The organism is Streptomyces sp. NPDC006430, from assembly GCF_040612395.1.
Taxonomy (GTDB): domain Bacteria; phylum Actinomycetota; class Actinomycetes; order Streptomycetales; family Streptomycetaceae; genus Streptomyces.
This window is the reverse complement of sequence record NZ_JBEXQA010000033.1, coordinates 1-22172: the sequence shown is the minus strand read 5'-3', so window position 1 is coordinate 22172 and position 22172 is coordinate 1. Positions and strand designations below refer to the sequence as shown.

Here is a 22172-nt window from a genome sequence, read left to right as displayed (position 1 = left end):
AACACCCGGGCTGCCGGAGCCGTGACGGACGACGGGCCCGGCAGCGGCGCCGCGGTCAGCCGATGCTCCACGACCAGGTCTGGTCCGCGCTGACCAGGAAGGCGAGGACGACGAGGTCAGCGACCCCGAGGGCGAGTCCGAGCCGGGCGCGCCCGGGACGGCGCGTGCCGCGGTGCAGGGCGAGGGCGGCGAGGACGATCGCGGTCGGCCCGAGGATGAGGTTCATCGCGAGGAGGCCGATCAGACCGAACGTGAAGGAGGCCACCGCCATGCCGTCGGCCTGACGGACGGTGGGGGAGCGGAGCGCGGTGCCGGGGACGCTCATGAGCGACCTCCCTGTCGGCCGGACGGACGGTGGTGACGGGCGGTCCGTTCGCGGACCGCGAAGAGCAGCAACCAGCAGGCGATGGCTGCGGTGGCGGCGAGGGACACGTGGACGGGGACGTGGGCCACGGTTCCCAGGACGATCCCCATCAGCATGAGGGCCGCTACGAGGAAGAGCATGGTGCTTCCTCCCAAATGGGTGACAGTTGTTCACTGACTGCCCAGTCTAAATGAAGGCACGTGGATTCCGGGATCCGGGGGTTGACTTTTCGTCATGAGTGAGACAGTCGGGGTGCGCCAGGCCCAACGCCGCAGAACGCGCAGGGCCTTGCTGGACGCGGCCCTGTCCCTGCTGGAGGAGCAGAGTCTGGGCAGTCTCGGCCTGCGGGAGGTGACCCGCGTGGCCGGAGTGGCCCCGACCGCCTTCTACCGGCACTTCCGGGACATCGAGGAGCTGGGCATCGCGCTGGTGGACGAGGCGCTGCAGAACCTGCACGCCACCGTCCGCTCGACCCTCGCAGCCTCCGGCGAGGCGGCGCAGCGGATCGATACGGCGGTGGACCTGATGGCCGAACTCGTACGTGACTACCCCGGGCACATCCGCTTCATCGTGCGGGAACGGCACGGCGGCGTGCGCAAGGTGCGCGAGGCGGTGGCCGGCCAGCTCGACGCGTTCGCCCGCGAGGTGGCCGAACGTCTCGGCGCCGATCCGCTCGGCGCGGGCTGGAGCCCGGAAGACCTGCTCATGCTGGCGCGCCTGTACGTCGACCACATGGTGATGACGGCCTCTGCCTACCTGGCCGCCGACCTGGAGGACAACGAGTGGGCCGCGGTCACGCGCACCGCGCGCCGCCAGTTGCGGCTGATCCACGTGGGGCGGGTGAACTGGCCCGCTCCGCGGGATCGGTGACGACGGCGGCGCGCCGCCGGTGGGGGCGGCGCGCCGATCCGCCCCCACCGCTCCGGTCCTCTCGCCACCCGTGCGTCGAGAGGACCGGACGGACACCCCGTGCGTCAGGGCGACGGACTGACCTGGACGGTGGTCGGAGCGGTTCCGGCCCCCTCCTTCACCACCGCGATCCGGGTCCCGGTGTCCGGCACCTTCACGCCCACCTGCGGCAGGTCGGCGTTCCAGTAGCTGCCCCGCCGGTCGTCGAAGACCGCAACCCCGGGACGTGTCGGGACCAGCACCGGAACACCGGCCTTGTGCAGCACGACCTCGTCGCTCGGGCGCGTGGAGAACGTCGCGTCGAAGGTCTGCGCACGGGCATTGAGCAGCGTGCCGTCGGCGTTCCGCAGCGGCTCCGGTCGTGCGTCGACGGGGAGCAGGAGGCCCGAGCCCGGGTGCGCCTTCGTGGTGTTGTCGCTGTACGCCGTGTCCCAGAGCCAGATGAGCACACCCTGCTGGTACGGGTAGAACTCCACCGTGTCGTTCCCGAAGCCGAAGTTGTACGGCCCGCTCTTGAGATAGGTCCCGTAGCCGGTGTAGCGCCGGTTCTCGACCAGGTAGGCGCGCGGGTGCTCGGCGCTGCCGGTGCGGCCCTCGGTGCGTGACCACCGGTGTGCCGTCCAGCCGTTGGCGCCCTGCTCGGCTCCGTCGCGCAGCAGCTCCTGCTCGCCCGCCGTGATCCGTACGTCGTCGAAGGTGACGCCCCTGCCGTGCGTGTTGCCGTCAGAAGTCACCCGCAGGCGCAACTGGATGCTACGGCCCGTGAACCCGTCCAGCGGAACGGCAAGTTCGGCCCAACCACCGGACGATCCCGAGACGCCCTTCGCCGGGATCGCCGCGCCGCCGACCGTGCCCGGCAGGGCGGCCCACGTGGTGCCGCCGTCCGCGGAGGCCTCCACGGTCAGGAAGTCGAAGTCCTGCTCGATGTCGTACCAGACGCGGGCGGCGAGCCGGGTCGGGCCCGTGCCGGGCGGACGGCCGGAGAGGTCCACCGTCCGGGTCAGGGTGTTGTCCATGAAGTCGCCGGTGCCGCTCCACCACTGGCTGCCACCCTCGTAGGGGTCGGTCAGATCGGTGCGGGTCACCGACGGCGGCAGGTGCACCAACAGGGCCTGTGGATCCTCCGTGTTGTAGCCGGACACCCCGAGGACGGCGCGCGTCTTGCGGCCCGCGTCGGCCTCGGTGTACTCCAGCCAGCCCAGTTGCAGCTTGCTCCACGGGTCGAGGTCGCCCGGGTAGTCGCCGGTGGTGTTCGGGCCCCTGCCCAAGTAGGAGGCCGAGGACATCAGCGACCAGAAGTTGACGCTGTTGTCCCCGTCGGAGCTGTACAGGTCGGGCAGCCCGAGGTCGTGACCGAACTCGTGGGCGAACAGGCCGACTCCACTGTTCTCGCCGCCCGTCAGGTAGTCGCCGGCCCAGATGCCGGAGTCGCCGACCGGGGCGCCGCCCGCCTTGTTCCCCTCCGGTCCGGCACTGCCCGCCTGGTCCCAGTACGCGAACCAGCGGTGCGCCCACACGGCGTCCTTGCCCTGGGCGCCCCCGCCCCAGGTCTGGTCCTTGCCCGCGTGCACGACGACGAGATGGTCGAGATAGCCGTCCGGTTCGTCGAAGTTGCCGTCGTGGTCGGAGTCGTAGCGGTCCCACACGTCGTAGTCGGCGAGCTGGGCCTTGATCTGCTCCGGGGTGCGGCCCTTGGCGCGCTCGGTGTGGTACCAGGCGTTGGTGGCGTCGCGCACCAGGTCCCAGTTCGTGCGGCACTGACCGGGCTCGGAGCAGTTGTCCGTCCCGTAGCGCGCCTCGTTCCACGGCAGCCGCACCCAGTCGCTGACCTGGCCGTCCATGTCGTAGCGGCCCGAGGACTGTAGCCGGTAGTAGTTGCGCAGGGTGACGTCACCGGGGTCGGTGCCGAAGAACTGCTTCTGGTAGTACGCCTGGCTGAAGTCCTTGCGCCACAGGGTGTGGTTGTCGCTCTTCGCCGGCTTGGCGATGGTGTTGTGTCGGGGGCCGGGGGTGCCGCCGAAGCGGGGGCGGCCTTCGTACTCGGTGGTCGTGTCCACCTGGTCGCCGAACTCGGCCAGGATCACGAAGATCTTGTCCTTGCGCTCCTGGGCGAGTTCGACGTACCGCTTGCCGATCGTGGCGCGGCGCGGCAGCGTGCCGTCCGCCTCGGTGCGGGTGCTGCCGGCGGCTACGCCTTCCAGCGCTTGGCGGCGCAGGCTCTGCCGCTGGAGTTCCAGCGGTGCGGGTGGTGGGGCTGTGGACAGTTCGGGGGCCTGCTGCTGCGCCGCTGGGGGCGGGGCGGTGGCGGCCAGTGCGGGGGTGGCCAGGAGGGCGAGGGATATCGCCGCTCCCACCACGGAGAGTCTGCGCAACGGGGCTGACCTTTCGGCGAGTTGGGAGGAAGCGAAGGTAATATTTCACATGTCACAGGTGACGGCTAGGGTGCCCACTCTGTCGCCCCTGCCGCACCCCTTGACGCATTAAGTAAAGGTTCTTAACTTGATCAGGCTTGCTGCCGGCCGGTCCGTCACCCGCCCCGCCCGGATCCCCTTCGCCCCGCCCTGAGCCCGGGAGAGCCCTCATGTCCGGAACCCCACCGCCCCCCTCCGGCGGATTCGTCCGCCGCATCGGACTCTTCCAGGCCACCGCCATCAACATGAGTCAGATGTGTGGCATCGGCCCCTTCGTCACCATCCCGCTCATGGTCGCCGCCTTCGGCGGACCGCAGGCCGTCATCGGGTTCCTCGCGGGCGCCGTCCTCGCGCTCGCCGACGGCTTGATCTGGGCCGAACTCGGCGCCTCGCTCCCCGGCTCCGGGGGCAGTTACGTCTATCTCAAGCAGGCCTTCCAGTACCGCACCGGACGGTTGATGCCGTTCCTCTTCGTGTGGACCGCGATGCTCTTCATCCCGCTGATCATGTCCACGGGGGTCGTCGGCTTCGTCCAGTACCTCGGCTACCTCGTACCGGACATGGGTCAGGGCGTCGGTGACGCCATCGGCCTGTGCGTCGTCGCCCTGGTGGTCCTGCTGCTCTGGCGCGGCATCGACCACATCGCCAGGATCACCGCCGCGATGTGGGTCGTGATGATCGCCTCCGTGGCGCTCGTCATCCTCGCCGCGGCCACCCACTTCCGCCCCGAACTGGCGTTCGCCTACCCTGCGGAGGCCTTCGAGTTCACGAGCGGGACCTTCTGGGTCGGCTTCGCGGCCGGCCTCACCATCGGCATCTACGACTACCTCGGCTACAACACGACTGCGTACATGGGCGCCGAGATCAAGGACCCCGGCCGGACCCTGCCGCGTTCCATCGTCTTGTCGATCCTCGGCATCATGGCGATCTACCTGCTGCTCCAGATCGGCACCCTCGGCGTCATCGACTGGCACCGGATGACCGACCCGCACGACATCGCCTCCACCTCGGTCGCCTCGGCCGTCATGGAGGAGACCTGGGGCAAGGGGGCGGCGAGCGTGGTCACCGTCCTCATCCTCGTGACCGCCTTCGCCTCCGTCTTCACCGGGCTCCTCGGCGGTTCCCGGGTCCCCTACGACGCGGCGCGCGACCGGGTCTTCTTCGGGCCGTACGCGAAGCTGCACCCCGTGCACCGTTTCCCACTGTTCGGCCTGGCCACGATGGGCGTCGTCACCGCCATCGGTTTCCTCATCGGCCGCCACACCGACCTCGCGACCCTCATCCAGCTCCTGACCACTGTGATGGTCATCGTCCAGGCATTGGCGCAGATCCTCGCCGCGAGCACACTGCGCCGTCGCCAGCCGAGCCTGCGCCGTCCGTACACCATGTGGCTGTACCCCTTGCCGAGCATCGTCGCCCTCACCGGCTGGCTGGTGATCTACGGGTACGCGGACCGGAACTCGCCCGGCCGTCATCCCATCGAGTGGTCCCTGGCGTGGCTGTCACTCGGCTGCGTCGCGTTCCTCCTGTGGTCGAGGCGCGAGCGGGTCTGGCCGTTCGGGTCGCGCGAGGTCACCGAGGGGCTCCCCGACGCGTCCGCCGTGAGCGAGGAGCAGGCCGCCGCTTCCTGAACGGCCCGTCCGCGCCGGTGCCGCCCCGATGCCGCGTGCGGGGCGCGCCGAGCGGGATGCGGCCCTGGGCGAACACGGGGCCCGTCATCTCGATGTCGGCGCGGACGTCTCAGCCACCGCGTACGAAGCACGGCCAGAACGCCCGGGTAGGTCGTTCACCCGTTGGTCGTGGCCGTGCCGGTCATCGTCCCCAGCCGTTCGGGGGATACGCGGGCCGCATCCGGCGCGTTTCCCGCCCTGCCGGGGCATCCCTTGGTGGAACGAAAGGGAGACGCGATGCCGCTCTATCTATCGAGGTTCAGCTACACGCCCGAGACTTGGGCGAGGCTGATCGTCCACCCCGAGGACCGTGCAAAGGCCGCTCAGGCATACATCGAGTCCGTCGGCGGGAAGCTCCACGGCTTCTGGTACGCCTTCGGCACGCATGACGGTTACAACCTGTGGGAGGCCCCCGACAACGTGTCAATGGCCGCGGTTGCACTGGCGATCAGTGGAGGCGGCGCGCTCAGCTCGTTCGAGACGACAGTTCTCCTGACCGTCGATGAGACCATGGATGCCCTGCGCAAAGCCGAGCGAGTCCAGTACCGGGCGCCGGGCGCGTAGCGGTCCAGGGGCCGGGCTCGCGGACTGCACGCCGGCAGCCACGGCCCGGGGCTGCCTACCGGCCCGCCTGGACGGCGACGCCGTGGGCGTCCGGCTCGCCCGACGTGCGCGGTCACCGGCCTCGGCCCCGAGCGGGCCGGCCCACCCGGCTCGCCGTGTTGGTCCGCGGACACTGGTCCGTCGAGGCCCCGCACCACGTCAGAGACGTGACATGCGCCGAGGGCGCCTCCCGCATCCGCACCGGCGCCGCACCCCGCGCCATGGCAACCCTGCGCACTACCGGTCACGCCCCGCCCACGCGTGTGAGCTACTTCGTCCCGCAACCTGAGAACGCATCAGCCCCGGTGTTCCTCCCGTCGTCGGGGACGACGGGACCGACTGATCCGCCCCGGGACAGCAGCTGAATAACATTTCCGTCAGCTGCATGAATCATCGGTATTGAGTGAATGAACTGCGCGCGCCGTTTACCCGCCGAGCTGTCTTTTCGTCGTCACCGCCGTCCGTCATGGGTGCGCACCATGAAGGACGGCCTTGTGATTACTGCCTCTCGCTTGACGGAAAGTCGGCGCAGTTTCGGCCGTGCGGGCCGGAAGTCTGCTGTGTTTGGCCGGAGGTGGGCGCGATCGATTTGGCGGTGCGTTCGAGGTGTTCCATCATGTGAATGGGCATCAGGCCGGGGCTCACCTCGTCAACTGTGCGCCATACGTGCATGGTTGAGCGCTCAACTGGTGGAATGTGTGAGTACGGCCACACCCCGGCTCGGCACCCGCCGCCCGTTTCTTTCAACTTTCACTCTTCTAGGTATAGGCAGCATGCCCGTCCAGCATTTTTCAGACCTCGTGCGATTCGCCCGTGACCGCTCCCCGTTCTATGCCGACCTCTATGCGGACCTGCCGCCCCGGGTGAACCGGCTCACCGATCTTCCGGTGGTCGAACAGGGCGCGTTCTGGGCGGCCAACACTCCGCACGACAACAGGGTCTTGACCGCCCCCCTCGGAGAAGCCGTCGTGTTCAAGACCGGCGGTACCACGGGAGTGCCGCGGTTTTCCTGCTACACCCGTGAGGAATGGCAGGAGTTCGTCGGCGCTTTCGGTGCCGGGCTGGTCGACGCGGGCCTCCAGCCCGGCCATCGGGTGGCCGACCTCTTCTACGCCGGTGAGCTCTACGCCAGCTTCCTGTTCGTCCTGGACGCGCTCGCCCACGCCCCCGTCGCCAACGTTCGGCTGCCCATCGGTGGTGGCGCCCCGCTGGAATCGACGGTTTCCACCCTCGAAGACTTCGCCGCGCAGGTCGTCGCGGGCACGCCGACGACCCTGTGCCGCCTCGCCGAGCACCTGATCTCCCAGGGCCGGCAACTGCGCGACGTCGAACTGCTGTTCTTCGGCGGTGAGGCGCTCTTCGCCGACCAGCGCCGCCTCCTGGCCGCCGCCTTCCCCCGCGCCGAACCCCGCTCGCTGGGCTACGCCAGTGTGGACGGCGGCCTCCTCGGCAGGCCGGTTCCCGGCGTGGACCCGCGTACGCACCGCCCGTTCTCCCCGCACACCCTCGTCGAGATCCTCGACGAGACGACCGGCGAACCGATCCGCGAGGCAGGCCGGCCCGGACGGGTCGTGGTCACCCAGCTCTTCCGCCGTCTCATGCCGATCATCCGCTACCCCGCCGGTGACCGGGCCGAGTGGACCGACACTGAAGGCGGCACCTTCCGCATCCTGGGCCGCGCCGAGGAAGGCGTACGTGTCGGGCCCGTCTCGCTGCCCTGGCAGGACGCCACCGACGCCGTCGCAGAGGCCGACGTGGAGGGCCTGGTCACGGGCGTGCAACTCGTCGTGCGGCGCTGGGAGGGCCGTGACGGCCTCGTACTGCGGCTGGCCACGGCCTGCGACCACGACCCGTTCGACCTGGAGGTGTGCGAGAAGGCGGTGGTCACCGGACTGAACGCCGCCCGGCCGCTCTACCCCGACAGCGTCGCAGCGGGATTCGTCCACCCGGTCCGCGTCGAGTGGGCCCGCCACCGCGACCTGGTGGTCAACCCCCGCTCCGGCAAGCTCGTCCGCGTCGTCGACGAGAGGCCGACCGCATGACCACCCCCGCACCGCCCGCCGCCCGCCGGCTCCCCCTCGTCCTGCGCAACCGCTCCTTCGGGACCGTATGGCTGGGCCAAGTGCTCGCCCAAGCCGGGATGCGCATGTTCCAGGTGGGCACCTCCTGGTGGCTCATCGGCTACGCCGCGTCCGGCGACGGCGCCTTCGAGGCCGGCCTGTTCATGGCCGTGAGCACCCTGCCCGCCGTGGCCCTGGCCCCGCTCGTCGCCCGCGCCATCGCCCGCTTCGCCCACCGCTCGCTGCTGCGCACCGCGGCCGGCGGTGCCGGAGCGGTGGCTGCCGCGCTGGCCGTCTGGGCCTGCGTGAGCGACCTGCCGGTCGCCGCGGTCTACGCCACGGCCCTGGCCCTGGCGACCTGCCAGGCCTTCTTCGACCCCTGCCTGACCACCTCCGTGCCCGAACTCGTGGACGACGAGGACATCGAGGCGGCAACAGGCTTCGAACTGTCCACCCAGTCGCTGGCCAGCCTCGGCGGAGCCCTGCTCGGCGCCCTCGTCGTGGACGGGGCCGGTGTGGCCGGACTCGCCGTGGGCTGTGCCGTCGCCTACACGGCAGCCGCGCTGCTCATCGCGACCGTACGCTTCCGCACCGCGGACGGCACCGCCGATGCGGCCACGGGTGTGGCCCCGTGCGCCCTCGCGGACACGCCCGGGGACCTCAGCACCGGAGCGGTTCCGTCTCCGCGCGGCGCCGGGGAGGCGCCGCGTCGGACGCTACGTCAGATCCTGGGCGCAATGCCGTACGTCCGCGCCATCCTGCTCTGCTTCACCGCGGCCAACCTCTTCACCACTGCCGTCTTCGTCGTCATGCCGCTCTACACCGCTTCGGTGTTGCACGGCGACGGCGGCACCGTGGCCCTGCTGGAGGCCTCCCTCGGAGTGGGCACGCTGATCGGCTCCTTCACCGGCGCCCGGGTGCCCGGCCGGCCCGCGGTGCTCGGCTCCGCGTGCCTGGGAGCGATGGCCGTCGCGCTCGCCGTCCCCGGCCTGATCGCCGCACGGCCCGTCATCGCCGGCGCCCTGCTGGTGACCGGCTGGTGCGTCGGGGTCATCGGGGTGCGTTTCGTGGCCCTGTTCCAGCGGCTGGTACCGGTCGGCGACAAGCCCGCCTTCTTCGCCGTCATGCAGGCCGTCCTCGGCGCGACCTTCCCGGTCGCCTCGCTGCTCTTCGGCGTGCTCGGCGACCACCTCTCCGCCCAGACGCTGTGCCTGGTCCAGGCTGCCGGACTGGTCCCCGCGGCCATCGCCCTGGCCCTGCTGCCCGGACGATCCGCGATCGGGGCCGAGGCTGCGACAGCGACAGCGACAGTGACCGCGACCGGGGCCGCCGGCACGCCGCTCCCGCCCACGGCACCGGAAGCGGCACCGACCACCACCGCGGGAGGCGCACGATGACCGCCGTGATCGAGCAGGCGACCCCGGCCGACATCGCCGATCTCCGCCAGCTCTACTACGCCGTCTACGGGCCTCACTACCCCACCGCCCTGGGTACCGACCCCGCCGAGATGTCCCGGCTCATCAGCGACCCGCACACCCTCTGGCTCGTCGCCCGCTGCCCACGTACCGGCGCCCTCGCGGGATCGGCCGCCGTCCACGGCGAGCCCGGCAGCCGGATCGGCCGTCTCGAAGGGCTCGCCGTCCACCCCGACCAGCGCGGTTCGGGGCTCGCGGGCCGGCTGACCGACGCCCTGTGCGCGGGCACGCTCGATGCCGGTGAGCTCGATTCGGTCTACGCCACCGTGCGGACGGTCAGCGCGGGCCCGCAACGCGTCGTGGCCCGCAACGGCTTCCGCCCCCTGGGCATCCTGCCCAATGCCGTGGACCTCAGCAGTCGGGAGAGCCTCGCGCTCTACGCGCGTCACGCACCCGGAGTGCTGGACCGCAGGCTTCACGTCGCCGAAGTACCCGACTCCCTGCTGCCCCTACTTAACACCGCCGCAGCGAGTCTGGGGATCTCCTACGCGGACGCTCGGCCCACGCCGCCGCTGCCGGCGCCCGCGGGGCCCGCGGCGGCGCCCCTGGAGATGATCGAGGCAGCGGGCTTCGTCCGCCGCCGCTTCCGCGAACACTTCCCCGACACCGGCCGTTGGTTCTACCCGCTGCACACGCCGAACATCCTCCTCACCCCCGACGACGGCGGTTTCGAGGTGTACGCCTACCTCAACCGCACCGGCGGCTACTGCGCCCTGGTCACCGCCCATCCCGACCCGGTGGCCGCCGCCGGGTGGTTGGAGCCGGTCACCCGTACCCTCACCCGCGCCGGAGCCGGCTACGTCGAGGCACTGGTGCCCCTGGAACACCACGCCGCGCTCTCCGCGTTCGCCGCGCAGGGCTTCATCGCCGGGGCCCTCTATCCGGCCATGCGCCGGGACGGGGACGGCTTCCACGACTACGTCGTGATGTCCAGGACCACCGAGCACATCGATTTCCGCGGCGTGGTCGTCGACCCACCGCTCCAACCCTTCCTCGATTCCTATGTGTCGGCCTGGGCGTCGACGCATCTGCCCGCACGTGAGGTCGTTTCATGAACCCCCCGAACCCCCCAACCGCCTCGAACCCCCACCTGGCGCCCGTGGACGTTCCCGACGCAGCGGCCCTCGGCCGGGTGCAGGAACTCTGCGACCTGATCGAGCCGTACACCTGCGGCCCCGCGGAAGAGGACCTGTTCACCGCCGCCATGGCGGAGATCAACGCCTGGCACCACGACCGGTCCCCGTTCTACCGCAGCCTTCACGACGCCGAGCGCCCCGACACCCCCTACCGGGCACCCCTGGTGCACGCGAACTTCTTCAAGCGGCACGAAGTCCTGTCCATACCCCGGGACGACGTCCACCTCCACCTGACCTCCTCCGGTACCACCGGACAGAAGTCGCAGATGTTCTTCGACGAGTGGACCATCCGCTCCGCGCAGCGCATGGTCGCCCGCATCTTCGACCACAACGGTTGGATCACCCCCGACCAGCCGGTCAACTACCTGCTCTACAGCTACGAACCGGCCCGCGACCTCAATCTGGGCACCTCGTTCACCGACAACTACCTGTGCGACTTCGCCCCGGCTCGGCAGGTCGAGTACGCCCTGCGCAACACCGGCAACGGGCACGAGTTCGACCCCTTCGGCTGCGTCGCCGCACTGCGCCGCTTCGCCGAGGACGACGCTCCCGTCCGCATCCTCGGGTTCCCCGCCTTCCTGTGGTTCACCTTGGAGCGGATGCGTGCCATGGGCCTGGCGCCGCTGCAACTGCCGGAGGGCTCCCTGGTCATCCTCGGGGGCGGTTGGAAGGGCCACACCGACCGGCAGATCGGCAAGCACGAGCTGTACGCCCGGGTCACCGAACAGCTCGGCATCCCTTCCGAGCGGATCCGCGACACCTTCGGCTCCGTCGAGCACTGCATCCCGTACATCGAGTGCGCGCACCACAACCTCCACGCGCCGGTCTGGTCCCGCGTCTTCATCCGCTCCACCCGTACCCTCGAACCGCTTCCCTACGGCGAACGCGGCTATCTGCACCTGGTGTCCCCGTACATCACCTCCGTACCGGCACAGAGCGTGGTCATGGGCGACCTCGCGTCGCTCCACCCGGGCGGGGAGTGCGGCTGCGAGCTGACCACCCCGTGGTTCACGATCCACGGCCGCGCCGGCGTGAGTCGCAACCGCAGCTGTGCCGTGGCCGCCGCCGAACTCATGAAGGGAATGTCATGACCGACACCACCAACCAGCACTACTGGCAGGGCGCCTTCATCGGCGACGACGAGGTCGCCCACCGCCTGACCACGCTGCCCTCCGGCGTGGCGACCGCACTCGCCGCGCCCCTCGACACCGAGACCGTCCTCGCCGCGTGCGACACCCTCGCCCGCGCCCTGCGCGACCCCCAGCACCCCGTCCGCGAGCGCCTGGCCCCGCACCTGCCGGCGGGTGCGGACGAGGACGCCGAGGAACTCCTCGCCGAGCTGGCCGCCTTCCTCGACCGGGGCGCCCTCGGCCGCAAGTTGCGGCGCGAACTGGGCGGCACCGCCCCGCAGCGACTCAACCGCCCCGACGCCAGGGAAACGGTCTACGAGGCCTGGGCACCCGTCGGCCTGGTCGCCCACATAGCCCCCGGCAACGCCGCCACCGTCGCCCCGCTCAGCCTGATCGAGGGCCTCCTCGCCGGCAACGTCAACGTCCTCAAGACCAGCAGCGCCGACACCCTCCTGGCCCAGCACCTGCTGGCCGAACTCGCCGCGCAGGACCCGACCGGCGCCATCGCCGAACGCGTCATCGTGCTCCGCTTCCCGTCCTCCCGCCAGGAGTGGCTGCGCCTGATGTGCGCAGGCGCCGACGCCGTCGCCGTCTGGGGCGGCGAGGCCGCCGTCGAGGGCGTCGCGGCCCACGTCCCGGCCGGCTGCCGCCTGGTGGAGTGGGGCCACAAGATCTCCTTCGCCTACCTCACCTCCGACGCCTGGGCGGACGAGGCGACCCTGACCGCCCTCGCGAAGGACATCTGCCTCTTCGAACAGCAGGCCTGCTCCAGCCCCCAGGTGGTCTACCTCGACACCGAGGACACCGACGAACTGCACGCGTTCGCCGAGCGCCTCGGCGCTGCCCTCGCCGCACAGCCGGCGCCCGCCGAGGAGGAGCTCGACCCGGCCGAGTACGCCGAACTGACCACCACCGAGCACCTCGCCCGGCTGGAGGAACACCTCGGCCTGACCCGCGTGCTCGCCGCCCCCGACGGCTCGTGGCGCGTGATGGCCGATACCCGCCCGGCCCTCACCGCCTCACCGCTGCACCGCAGCGTCTGGGTCAAGCCGTTGCCCCGCAAGCAGCTCATCGCGACGCTGCGTCCCATGCGCCGCTACCTCCAGACGGCGGGCATCGCGGGCAGCCGCACCGACATCGCCGAGCTCTCCGCCACGGTCCTGGCCGCCGGCGCCACCCGGGTCACCCCGATCGGTGCCATGACCGCCGGCTACCCCGGTGAACCGCACGACGGCGTCTACGCCCTCCAGCGCTACAGCCGCCGCGTCGCGGTCCAGGCCGACCAGCGCTTCGCCACCACCGCCTGTCTCGACGACCTCGCCCGCCCGGCCGTCTTCCCCCTGGCCACCGGGCCGCTGCTGGACAAGGCCGCCGTCCAGGACCTCAACCGCGGGGTCGATCCGGCCGACGCGGAACTGTACTTCCGCAGCGGGGGCAGCACCGGTACGCCCGCCCTGTCGCTCTTCACCTACGACGACTACGACGTGCAGATGCACGCCGCCGCCCGCGGCCTCCTCGCCGCCGGGTACGACCCGGCCCGCGACCGTACGGCCAACCTCTTCTACTGCGGTGGCATGTACGGCGGTTTCATCAGCTTCTTCTCCATCCTGGAGCGTCTGGGCGGTGTCCAGATGCCGATGGCCGCCGGCCCCGACCACCGGGCCACTGCGGAGATGATCGCCGCGTACCAGGTCGACACCCTCTTCGGCATGCCGTCCTACCTCTGGCAGCTCCTGCACGAGGAAGCCGACCTCCTGCGCTCCTACGGCGGCATCCGCAAGATCTACTACGGTGGCGAGCACTTCACCAAGGAACAGCGCCGCACCCTCACCGAGTCCTTCGGCATCGAGGTCATCCGCTCCCTCACCTACGGGAGCACCGACCTCGGCCCCCTCGGGTACCAGTGCACGCAGAGCAGCGGCAGCATCCACCACCTGCATGCCGACCTGCACACCATGGAGGTCGTCGACGTCGAGGCCGACCGCCCCGTGGCACCGGGGGAGACCGGGCGGCTCGTCTTCACCACCCGCGCCCGTCGCGGCCAGCACCTCGACCGTTACGTCATCGGCGACCTCGGCCGGGCCCTCCCCGGCCGCTGCCCCTGCGGTAGCCACGCCCCGCGCTTCGAACTGCTCGGCCGGCTGGGCGAGGTGATGCGCGTGGCGACGTACTTCCTGAACTACCGCCGCTTCGTGGCCATCGCTGCAGAACACCTGGGCTACGGCGGCGAGATCCAGGCCGTCCTGACCAGCGGGGCCGTACGCGAGGGCCTCACCCTCCGCATGGAGAGCTCCCGCGCCCCGGAGCTGGGCACCGCGCGCGAGGCCTTCCTCAACGCCTACCCGGAGGTTCGCTCGGCAGTGGCGGAGAAACTGCTCGACTTCACGGTCGAGTCGGTGGACGGAGCAGCCCTGGCCCGTGCGGCGACGAGCGGGAAGCTGCTGGCTGTGGTGGACGAGCGGCGATAGGCCGCACCGGTCGTCCGGGGCAGCCGCCGAGGCGGCCGTACCCGGACGACCGCCGTGTGTTGTCGGCGGCTACCGTCGCCCTGCGCGTCCGGCCCGGCCGGGCCCCGGAGCGCTACCCGGCGGGGCGTCCGATCTCGGGCACGGCTGGCCCACAACTCCCGGGCAGCCGGTACCTCGTACGGGCCGAACGGAGCCCGTTGCGGAAAGTCTTGCCCCTACCCATGGGTAAAGCGCCGTGTTCCGCACGGGTTTGATAAGACTTGGCCCATCCGGTGCGCGGACACGTCTGAGTGGGGGAGTACCACGACCATGGTGGAGTTTCCGAAGCCGCGGGCCCTGGTGTGCCCGTACTGCAAGGCCGGCCCGACGGACGGGACCGTACGGACCCTGTCGGCGGAGGCAGGATGTTTGACGGTCACCTGGCACACCCCTTCCTGCCCGCACTACGCGGCGGACCGCATCCTCGCGGACAAGCGGACCTGACCCGCCGCCCGGCAGGCGCTGGTGGCTGCCCGCGCACGCCCCCGGTACCCGATCCCCCGCCCCCGCGGCGCAGAGGCCCGCACCACCGCGCACTCGTTCGGCAACTGTGCGGGGGAGCGAACGCATCGGGTCACGGAGCGACACCGGCGCGCAACGGGCCGCCGCACGCACCTCACCACGGGCCGACCGGCACCCACGCCGCGGACCGCGCGATCGAGGCACGCGCGGCGTCCAGCACGCGGTCCACGCCGAGGCCGTCGACGGCGCCGGCGATCTGCGCACCGCGTTCGCCCGCCACCCGGCGCGCGAACGCGGCGAAGGACGCGGCGTGCCAGAGCAGTACGCTGCTCCCCGTCTCGGCAGGTACGACGGCCGTCGTGTCCGCGGGCCCGCCCACACCGAAGCGCAGTCGCTGGTGGGCGGTGGCGTAGTGGGTCCCGCGGTAGACGTCGAGCACGTCGGGGCGGGTACTGCTGAAGTGCACCCCCGCTTCGGTGCCGTAGGCGAAGACCTCCAGGTCGTTGGCCGCGCCCGGTGTCACCTTCGACACCTCGACGCTGCCGAGGGCGCCGTTGTCGAGAGCGAAGTCGACCTTGGCGAGGTCGTCCGCCGCAGCGTTCGCACGCGGATCGTAGAAGGCCGTTCGGGCACTGACCCGAGCGATCCTGCCGAACAGGAAGTGGACCAGGTCGACCGCGTGCGGACCGAGGTCGAGCAACGCGCCGCGACCCGCATCGGTCGGCGGATTCCCGGCTCCGTGCCGGGCGAGGTTGCTCGACCGGTGGTAGCCGATGCGCAGGCTACGGATCTCCCCCAAGGAGCCGCTCTCCCCCAGACGCCTGGCCTCGCGCAGGGCCGGTACGAACCTGAAGTTGAAGTTGACACCGAGCGCGGCGTTCCCAGCGGCAGCACGAGCGACCAGGGAGGCCGAGGCCTCACCGCTTCCCGTCAGCGGTTTCTCGCACAGGACGGGCAGTCCCGCCGCCAACGCGTCGGTACACACCGGCGCGTGCAGCGGGGAGGGCGCACAGCAGTCCACCACGTCGATGCCGAACGCATCGTAGAGGCGGTCCGCAGGAGGGCGCGCCGGCACGGACCACTCGGCCCGTGCCCGCGCGAGCGACGCCGGGTCCGGATCGACGACGAGGGCGACCTCCGGTACCCGCGGAAGGCCCGGGAAGATCCTTGGCAGTACTTGGTAGGCGAGCGCGTGGAGCGGCCCGACGGTCCCGTACCCGACGATCGCCACGCGCAGCACCTCACGCCCCGGGGTCACAGCCGCACCGCCGGTACGGCGTCGGCGATCACGTCGAACACCGCCCGATCGGAGCGCAGGGCGTCCACCGTACGACGCATCAGGTCGAGGTCCACCGCGCAGTACCGCAGGGTTGTCACACCCAGGGCGCGCACGTGCTGTTCGAGGCGTCGGCGCAATCTGCCGGTCGGCTCGGTGAGGAGGCTCCCGGTGAACGTCGCGGTGACGAGGGACGTCGCGCCGGCCGCCTTGAGGGCTCCCCGGCAGACGTCCGCGAGCCGCGCGGCCGCCCCGTCGAGTATCCGGCCCGCCGTCCGATCGCCGTGTGCGTCGGCGGTGAAGACGTCGCGCGCGAAGTCCGCGACCGTCTGCTTGGGATGCTCCGCCCCGTAGACGAAACGATCGATCTCCACCCCCCGGGTCCGCTGCGCGACCAGCGCGGTGAGGCTCGTACGCTCACCGCGGCCCTCGGAGTGGGCGATGACCGCCCGCAGCGCCCGCCGTCCGATGTCGTACGCACCGCCGTCGTCGCCCAGCAGGTACTCGTGGGCGCCGTGCCGGGCGACGGCCTCGAAGCCGCGGCGCGCCGCCACCCCCGATCCGGTCCCGGCGATGACGACCAGCTGGTGACCGTCTCGGTCCTCGGCGAAGAACAGCGGTACGACGTCGTTCGTGATGTAGGTGCGTCGTGCTGGTCGCAGCGACTTCGGGAGGGTCCCGGCGAGCAGTTCGGCGAACTCGTCGAGGTAGGAGCCGGTACAGGCCGCGCCGACCGCGAAGAGGACGTCCTCGATGTCCGGGAACCGCTCCGCGACCCCGGCCACGTCCGCCAACAGTGCGCGCTGCGTTTTGGGGGAGGCACCGATCCTGTTGAGGGAAGGCAGTGTGGCCTGCGCCCAGACCGTTCGGCCGTCGGCGACCGCCACCCACGTGTGCGATCCGCCTCCCTCGACCAGCAGGGACTTGGGCCGGCCCGCAGTCAGCACGCGGGCCCGCGGAAGGTCGTGTCCGGGAAGGTGCCCAGATCGTGGTCGGTGCCGGCATCGCCGCCGGCCATCTGCCGGGCCGCTGCACCGAGCGGTTCGAGGACGTCCATCATCCACTCGCATTCGTCGACGGTGAACAGGCAGGCGGCGGACCTGGTCGTGCCGGGGCCGCCGGTCAGCTGTCGGACGATCTCGGGGTAGGGCCGCGCCGTGCTGAGCCGGGGGCCGAGCGCCTTGACGCGAGCCGGACCGGGCCGCAGCCACGTTCCCGCGCCGTGCCGACCCGCGGGAGCCAGCAGGGAGACGAGCCCGTACGGATAGGTCGGGTCCTGCCACGATGCGCTGCCGAGGTCGAGGCGTACGGCAGCACCCGACGGCGCGGAGAGTTCCAGGAACCGGGCGTCGACGGGGAAGCCCTTTCCGACCAGGCCCGTACAGGAGATCGTGCGGCCCGAGGCCACCGGGGCACCGGTCAGCTCGAAGCGGGTCTCGGACCACGTTTCGGCGGCGTAGCCGGTGTCCCGGGGTGGCGGGTGGGCTCGGGAGAGGGGCACGTGGCGTCCGGCCCGGGACACGGTTGTCGTCCCCAACGGGCCGACGATGCCCAGGGATACCAGCAGGGCGAGGAAATGCGGCAGCATGTCGAAGGTGAGGCCGGAGCCCAGGGAGGGCAGCCGCGGCACCTCGATGGGCGTCCGTTGGACGAGGACGAACCGGACGGACTCGATCTGGCCGCCCAGGTGTTGCCAGAGGTCGTCCGCATGGCCGACGGCCGCGCTGATGTAGGCCGGAAAGTGATCGACGCCCAGTACGAGCCCCGGCAGTCGGCGGGCCCGGGCGACTTCCCGTGCCGTGAGGGAGAAGGGTTTCTCGACGACGGCGAGGACTTCCCGGGTCGCCGCCGCTTCGAGGACGCCGAGGTGAGCACTGTCGGGCGTGGCCACGATCAGGAGATCAGGGGCTTCGCGAGGGGATTCGTACGGAGCCCGCTTCTTCTCGAAGCCCTCCCAGGACATCAGGGCAGGATCGATGTGCGGTTGACGAACGTCCCGGTAAAGGGCGCGGATTCGAGATCCACTTGAGACGGCCGCGCCGATGGCCGGACGATATATGCGCTGTCCCCAGTCACCCAGTCCTTCCACGCAGATCCGGAGATCTTTTCCCGGTGTGCTCCGTTCAGCTTCAGCCAGGAGTGCTGATCGCCGACTGGCGCGGTGCGTGAAGTACGTGAACGGATTCATAGACTCCTACCAATGATCAAGGATGGTCCGGTAGGGTGCCCACAGGCTTCGGTGCCCCGGTCGGGCGGGTGAAACGGAGGCAGGAGTTGGCGTTCAGCTACGACCAGCGAGCCTTTTTCCAACTCAACGGATATTTGGTCGCGAGCGATCGTATCCCATTACCGCTCATCGACAAGGTCCAGTCCCTGGTACGGCGTGAAATCGACGAAAAGGTCCAGCCCTACAGGTTGGTTGGCGGTGAAGTCTCGCGCCTGGACCAATTGTGGGACCGGGACCCTCTCTACCGCGAGATCATCGAACATCCGATGCTCCTCGATGCCTTGCAAGACATCCTGGGGCCGAACATCGAGTTCCTGACGCGCAGACACAACCACGTGACCCTCAATGGTCCGAGACACCAGGTTCCGGGACGCGGCGGCGCCGGATTCCACCGTGATTCGCTCCAGTGGAGTCGTCCCATCGTCACCGTGCTGGTCTACTTGGACGAGTCCACCGTCGAAACCGGAGCGACGCGACTCATACCGGGGTCCCACCATCTTCCGTACGTCGCAATGCCGTCCGACGGCGGCGGGGGCAACCACCTGGCGGAGCACGAGGAATACGCCGGATACGCGGACCAGGGCCTGGCCTGTGAACTGCCACGGGGCGGCGTCCTCCTCTTCAACAGCCTTCTGTTCCACTCCGCGGGCATCAACCGAAGTCCGACCGATCGGATGAGCATCACGCTCGGATATCGGTCGGTGGACGAACTGCAGCCCACGCCGCCGGGGTACGCCCACCTCGTACGGGGCCGCGCGATCTACCGTGGCAACGACGCCGATGCGACCCGGCCGAAGTGGCAGGGCGACATCTTCTCCGGGCACGACGCGCCGGAGCGCGGGTGAACGCTTCCCGAGGACCGCTTCACGACGTCACGGTGATCGTCCTCGCGGGCGGCAGGGCGACCCGCCTCGCGCCCCTGGGATCACCCCTGGCCAAAGCGATGCTTCCCATCGGTGGCCATCCGTACATCGGCTACCTCGCCGCGCACTACCTCCGGCTCGGCGTGGCCTCGGTGCACGTGGCGGCCGGGCACCGGGGGGAGTCGATAGCGGACTACTTCCGCACGGAGCCGTGGCTCAAGAGCGCGATCGTGGTGGAAGTGTCCGATCCGCAGGGCACCGGCTACGACGTGGTCCGCACGGCGAAGTCCATCGACACGCATCTGGTGCTCCTGGTGATGGGGGACGTCGTCACCGAATTCGATCCGTCGGCCCTGGTACGAGACTTCCACGAGAACCCGTCGTGCTGCACCCTCGTCGTCTGCGATCGCAGCCCGCAGAACGAAGGCGCGCTGGCCGTCCGTTCCGACGGCCTACTCCTCGCTTCGGCCGAAGCGGGCAGCGCCGCCGCCCGCTTCCCGGGCACCGTCCACGCGAGGAAGAGCAGTACCGGTGCGGCCCTGATGGACCGCTCGGCGTTGACCGCTACGGCACTGGAACGGGGAACGTCCATGGAAAGAGACCTGTTCCCCCGATGGATCGGCGAGGGGAAGATGCGCACGTTCGACATCGGCAGCGCATTCTTCTGGGACTTCGGTACGCCGGAACGCTACGGATTCATCGCCGACCGCCCCGAAATCGTCGAACGACTGTACGGTCGGGCGTGTCCCGAACCGCGTGCTCCGAGGACCGGTCCATCCGTCGTGACGGACTCCTCGGAAGAGGGGCGTCGGTGACGGCCGCCTGGACGGCCGGACCCGGTGCTCTGCATTCGCGCGACTCCCATCTGTGGTCCGTCGAGGACGGCGACGAGATCGCCGTCTCGTGTGCGCGAACCGATCAGTACGCGCTGAAGTTCGGTTCTCCGTACACCGTTCCGCTCCGCGAACTCTTCGCAGCGGCCCGCGATCGGTACGACTGCACGACGGTCTACTTCATTGCCGACCGGAAATGCGTGTCGGTGATCGAACCGGCCCGGGACGAGGCGACGGCGTGCGGCCTTTCCGTGTTGGGCACCTCCACGCTCACCGGTCACGAGTCGAGCAAGAGCGTCGATTCCACCCTGCGCATGTGGGACGAGTTGTCGACGGCGGGAGTACTGCGCCGCACCCTCGTCGTCGGAATCGGAGGAGGCGTGACCTGCGACGTCACCGGATTCATCGCCAGTACCTATATGCGGGGCGTGCCGTACGCGTTGTTGCCGACGACGCTCATGGCCCAGGTCGACGCCGCCATCGGTGGGAAGACCGGGGTCAACCTGCACGGACAGAAGAACCTCATCGGCGCCTTCTACCACCCCATCGGCGTCGTCATCGATCCGGATGCCGTCCGGTCGCTTCCCGACCGGATCCTTGCGGCCGGCCTGGCGGAGGTGATCAAGGTTGCGGTCATCGGCAGTCCCGAGCTGTTCGAGATGGTCGCGGTGGCGGATCTGCACGACTTCCGCTCGGACCCGGCCCTGGCGCGGGCGGTCGTCCGGCTCGCCATCCGGGAGAAGCTGCGACAACTCAGCTGCGACCCGATGGAATTGGGGGACCTACGTCGCACCCTGAACTTCGGCCACTGCGTGGGTCACGCGATCGAGGCGGAGCTCGGCTACGCATGGCTGCACGGGGAGTGCGTGGCGGCGGGGATGGCGGTCGCATCGAGGCTGGGAGAACGGATGGGGCATGCCGCCCCGGCCCTCGTGTCCCGCATCCTCGACACGCTCGCGCGACTCGGGCTACCCCTCCGCGTTCCGGACGAGATCAGCGAGGTCGTGTGGGACCACCTGGTCCGCATCGAACGCGTCCGCAACGGCAACCTGCACATCGTCGTTCCGGGAGGGAAGATCGGTGCCTGCGTCAGCCTCCCGGCGTGGCCCGTCGAGGTCGCCTGGGACGACGTCCGGTGAGCGGGTGCCCACTCTCCGAACAGCAGCTCACCTGCCCTGCGGATGGGGAACGAGGGCGCGCGTCTGCAGGGCGTCCACGCACATGAAGGCGATGTCCGTATCGGTCAGTTCGCCGCTCCGGACGTGATCGAGGAACCGGTCGTACGGCATCAGGACCGTGCGGCAGAACTCGCCCTCCTGGCGTTCCGGCCGCCCCGACCGTACGCAGTCGAAGGCGAGGACCGCGTAACGCCGGTGCGACGCGTAACTCGCGAGCCACGTGCTGCCGACGATCTCCGCCCGCTGCGCGGTGTATCCGGTCTCCTCGTAAAGTTCCCGCAGGCACGCCGCGAGCACGTCCTCGCCTTCCTCGACGTTGCCGCCGGGCAGTTCCAACAGCAGGCGTTGCGGACCGGGCCGGAACTGCTCGGCAAGAACCACGTTCCCTTCGTGGTCGAGCGCGAGCACGGACACCGTTCGCCCCCCGTGGAGGATGTCCCAGTCCATCACCGAGTTGTCCGGCATGCGGTATCGCCGTGCACTGATGTGCAGGAAGCCGGCTGGAGCGGGCAGTTCCGCGACGAGCTGCCACGCCTGGTCGTCGGCCATCAGACCCTCTTTCCCTGAGATCTCCGCGACGGGGAAAGGGTAGTCGGCGGCACTGCCGCGCTCCGGTGAACGCGCGCAAGGACCGACCGCGCGGTGGAGACGAGGCCGGGACGACCTCTCAGACCGCCGCCGAGAGGAGCGGCACGAGTACGGTCGTCTCCAACTGGTGCCGGTACGCCCGGCGGCGCCCGCGGTGCACGCTCCTGCGCGCCAGGCACAGGGCCCCCGCCTCGGCACGGCAGTCGGGGCAGCGGACGCCGAAGGCGCCGTGCCGGTAGAGCCGAAGGGTCTCGTAGACCCCGTCCACAGCCGAGTCCATGACTCCCGTACCGCTCATGTCTAGCCTCCAGCGCTGTCCGAGGGCGGGCTGTCCTTCGCCACCTGCTCCTCGACGGGACAACCATGATCACGATCGTAGAGGACGGGACTGACATTGATACTCGTAGCGGGTTCCGGTGGTCGTGGCTCAGGGTCTGACTGACGTCCTGCTGGACTGTCCTGCGACTGTTCTGTCCGGCT

20 protein-coding genes are annotated in these 22172 nt (G+C 70.2%); 12 read left to right on the top strand and 8 right to left on the bottom strand.

From position 1 onward, the window contains the following. Positions 1 to 55: 55 nt before the first annotated feature. Both ABZZ20_RS30875 and ABZZ20_RS30870 read right to left on the bottom strand, forming a co-directional pair. Positions 56 to 325 carry a DUF4190 domain-containing protein gene (locus ABZZ20_RS30875; protein WP_356875271.1) on the bottom strand — a complete coding sequence of 90 codons (270 nt, stop codon included), beginning with the start codon at positions 323 to 325 and terminating at the stop codon, positions 56 to 58. Then, the gene (locus ABZZ20_RS30870) at positions 322 to 504 is read right to left on the bottom strand and encodes a hypothetical protein (RefSeq protein ID WP_356875269.1); all 183 of its coding nucleotides are present in this window, start codon (positions 502 to 504) and stop codon (positions 322 to 324) included. The genes ABZZ20_RS30875 and ABZZ20_RS30870 overlap by 4 nt, the downstream gene beginning before the upstream one ends. 94 nt (positions 505 to 598) lie before the next feature. Between ABZZ20_RS30870 and ABZZ20_RS30865 the strand changes: the two genes are divergently transcribed. Then, the gene (locus tag ABZZ20_RS30865; RefSeq protein WP_356875267.1) at positions 599 to 1234 is read left to right on the top strand and encodes a TetR family transcriptional regulator; all 636 of its coding nucleotides are present in this window, start codon (positions 599 to 601) and stop codon (positions 1232 to 1234) included. 104 nt (positions 1235 to 1338) lie between these two features. Here ABZZ20_RS30865 and ABZZ20_RS30860 read toward each other — a convergent pair whose 3' ends face one another. Next, positions 1339 to 3645 (bottom strand): immune inhibitor A domain-containing protein, encoded by a 2307-nt coding sequence (locus ABZZ20_RS30860; RefSeq protein ID WP_356875265.1) that lies wholly within the window; start codon positions 3643 to 3645, stop codon positions 1339 to 1341. 209 nt (positions 3646 to 3854) lie between these two features. Between ABZZ20_RS30860 and ABZZ20_RS30855 the strand changes: the two genes are divergently transcribed. From ABZZ20_RS30855 to ABZZ20_RS30820, 8 genes are all read left to right on the top strand, one after another. Further along, the gene (locus ABZZ20_RS30855) at positions 3855 to 5315 is read left to right on the top strand and encodes an APC family permease (protein ID WP_356875263.1); all 1461 of its coding nucleotides are present in this window, start codon (positions 3855 to 3857) and stop codon (positions 5313 to 5315) included. A 276-nt stretch (positions 5316 to 5591) separates the two neighbouring features. Continuing rightward, positions 5592 to 5918 carry a GYD domain-containing protein gene (locus ABZZ20_RS30850; protein ID WP_356875261.1) on the top strand — a complete coding sequence of 109 codons (327 nt, stop codon included), beginning with the start codon at positions 5592 to 5594 and terminating at the stop codon, positions 5916 to 5918. 812 nt (positions 5919 to 6730) lie between these two features. Next, positions 6731 to 7999 carry a phenylacetate--CoA ligase family protein gene (locus ABZZ20_RS30845; protein ID WP_356875259.1) on the top strand — a complete coding sequence of 423 codons (1269 nt, stop codon included), beginning with the start codon at positions 6731 to 6733 and terminating at the stop codon, positions 7997 to 7999. Further along, entirely contained in the window at positions 7996 to 9414 is a 1419-nt protein-coding gene (locus ABZZ20_RS30840; protein WP_356875257.1) for an MFS transporter, read from the top strand. The genes ABZZ20_RS30845 and ABZZ20_RS30840 overlap by 4 nt, the downstream gene beginning before the upstream one ends. Further along, entirely contained in the window at positions 9411 to 10547 is a 1137-nt protein-coding gene (locus ABZZ20_RS30835) for a GNAT family N-acetyltransferase (protein WP_356875255.1), read from the top strand. Before ABZZ20_RS30840 ends, ABZZ20_RS30835 begins: the two co-directional genes overlap by 4 nt. Continuing rightward, positions 10544 to 11719, top strand: coding sequence for an acyl-protein synthase (locus ABZZ20_RS30830; RefSeq protein ID WP_356875253.1), 1176 nt, complete (start codon positions 10544 to 10546; stop codon positions 11717 to 11719). The genes ABZZ20_RS30835 and ABZZ20_RS30830 overlap by 4 nt, the downstream gene beginning before the upstream one ends. Continuing rightward, positions 11716 to 14226 (top strand): aldehyde dehydrogenase family protein, encoded by a 2511-nt coding sequence (locus ABZZ20_RS30825; protein WP_356875251.1) that lies wholly within the window; start codon positions 11716 to 11718, stop codon positions 14224 to 14226. Before ABZZ20_RS30830 ends, ABZZ20_RS30825 begins: the two co-directional genes overlap by 4 nt. Positions 14227 to 14535: 309 nt before the next feature. Continuing rightward, positions 14536 to 14709 (top strand): hypothetical protein, encoded by a 174-nt coding sequence (locus ABZZ20_RS30820; protein ID WP_356875249.1) that lies wholly within the window; start codon positions 14536 to 14538, stop codon positions 14707 to 14709. Between the two features lie 172 nt (positions 14710 to 14881). Here the strand turns inward: ABZZ20_RS30820 and ABZZ20_RS30815 are convergent, their stop codons facing one another. The 3 genes from ABZZ20_RS30815 to ABZZ20_RS30805 are packed head-to-tail and all read right to left on the bottom strand — an operon-like array spanning position 14882 to position 17966. Continuing rightward, positions 14882 to 15958: a Gfo/Idh/MocA family oxidoreductase gene (locus ABZZ20_RS30815; RefSeq protein WP_356875247.1), complete on the bottom strand. Its 1077-nt coding sequence runs from the start codon at positions 15956 to 15958 to the stop codon at positions 14882 to 14884. 23 nt (positions 15959 to 15981) lie between these two features. Then, entirely contained in the window at positions 15982 to 16950 is a 969-nt protein-coding gene (locus tag ABZZ20_RS30810; protein WP_356875245.1) for a BadF/BadG/BcrA/BcrD ATPase family protein, read from the bottom strand. Next, positions 16944 to 17966 (bottom strand): hypothetical protein, encoded by a 1023-nt coding sequence (locus ABZZ20_RS30805; protein ID WP_356875243.1) that lies wholly within the window; start codon positions 17964 to 17966, stop codon positions 16944 to 16946. The genes ABZZ20_RS30810 and ABZZ20_RS30805 overlap by 7 nt, the downstream gene beginning before the upstream one ends. Positions 17967 to 18277: 311 nt before the next feature. Between ABZZ20_RS30805 and ABZZ20_RS30800 the strand changes: the two genes are divergently transcribed. The 3 genes from ABZZ20_RS30800 to ABZZ20_RS30790 are packed head-to-tail and all read left to right on the top strand — an operon-like array spanning position 18278 to position 21065. After that, positions 18278 to 19075: a phytanoyl-CoA dioxygenase family protein gene (locus ABZZ20_RS30800; RefSeq protein ID WP_356875241.1), complete on the top strand. Its 798-nt coding sequence runs from the start codon at positions 18278 to 18280 to the stop codon at positions 19073 to 19075. Next, positions 19072 to 19908, top strand: coding sequence for an NDP-sugar synthase (locus tag ABZZ20_RS30795; RefSeq protein ID WP_356875239.1), 837 nt, complete (start codon positions 19072 to 19074; stop codon positions 19906 to 19908). The genes ABZZ20_RS30800 and ABZZ20_RS30795 overlap by 4 nt, the downstream gene beginning before the upstream one ends. Next, positions 19905 to 21065, top strand: coding sequence for a 3-dehydroquinate synthase family protein (locus tag ABZZ20_RS30790; RefSeq protein ID WP_356875237.1), 1161 nt, complete (start codon positions 19905 to 19907; stop codon positions 21063 to 21065). Before ABZZ20_RS30795 ends, ABZZ20_RS30790 begins: the two co-directional genes overlap by 4 nt. Positions 21066 to 21092: 27 nt before the next feature. Here the strand turns inward: ABZZ20_RS30790 and ABZZ20_RS30785 are convergent, their stop codons facing one another. Both ABZZ20_RS30785 and ABZZ20_RS30780 read right to left on the bottom strand, forming a co-directional pair. Continuing rightward, positions 21093 to 21653, bottom strand: a complete 561-nt coding sequence (locus tag ABZZ20_RS30785) for an NUDIX hydrolase (protein WP_356875236.1) — start codon at positions 21651 to 21653, stop codon at positions 21093 to 21095. Positions 21654 to 21771: 118 nt separating this feature from the next. Beyond that, on the bottom strand, positions 21772 to 21990 hold the full coding sequence (locus tag ABZZ20_RS30780) for a hypothetical protein (RefSeq protein ID WP_356875234.1): 219 nt from the start codon (positions 21988 to 21990) through the stop codon (positions 21772 to 21774). Positions 21991 to 22172: the final 182 nt, after the last annotated feature.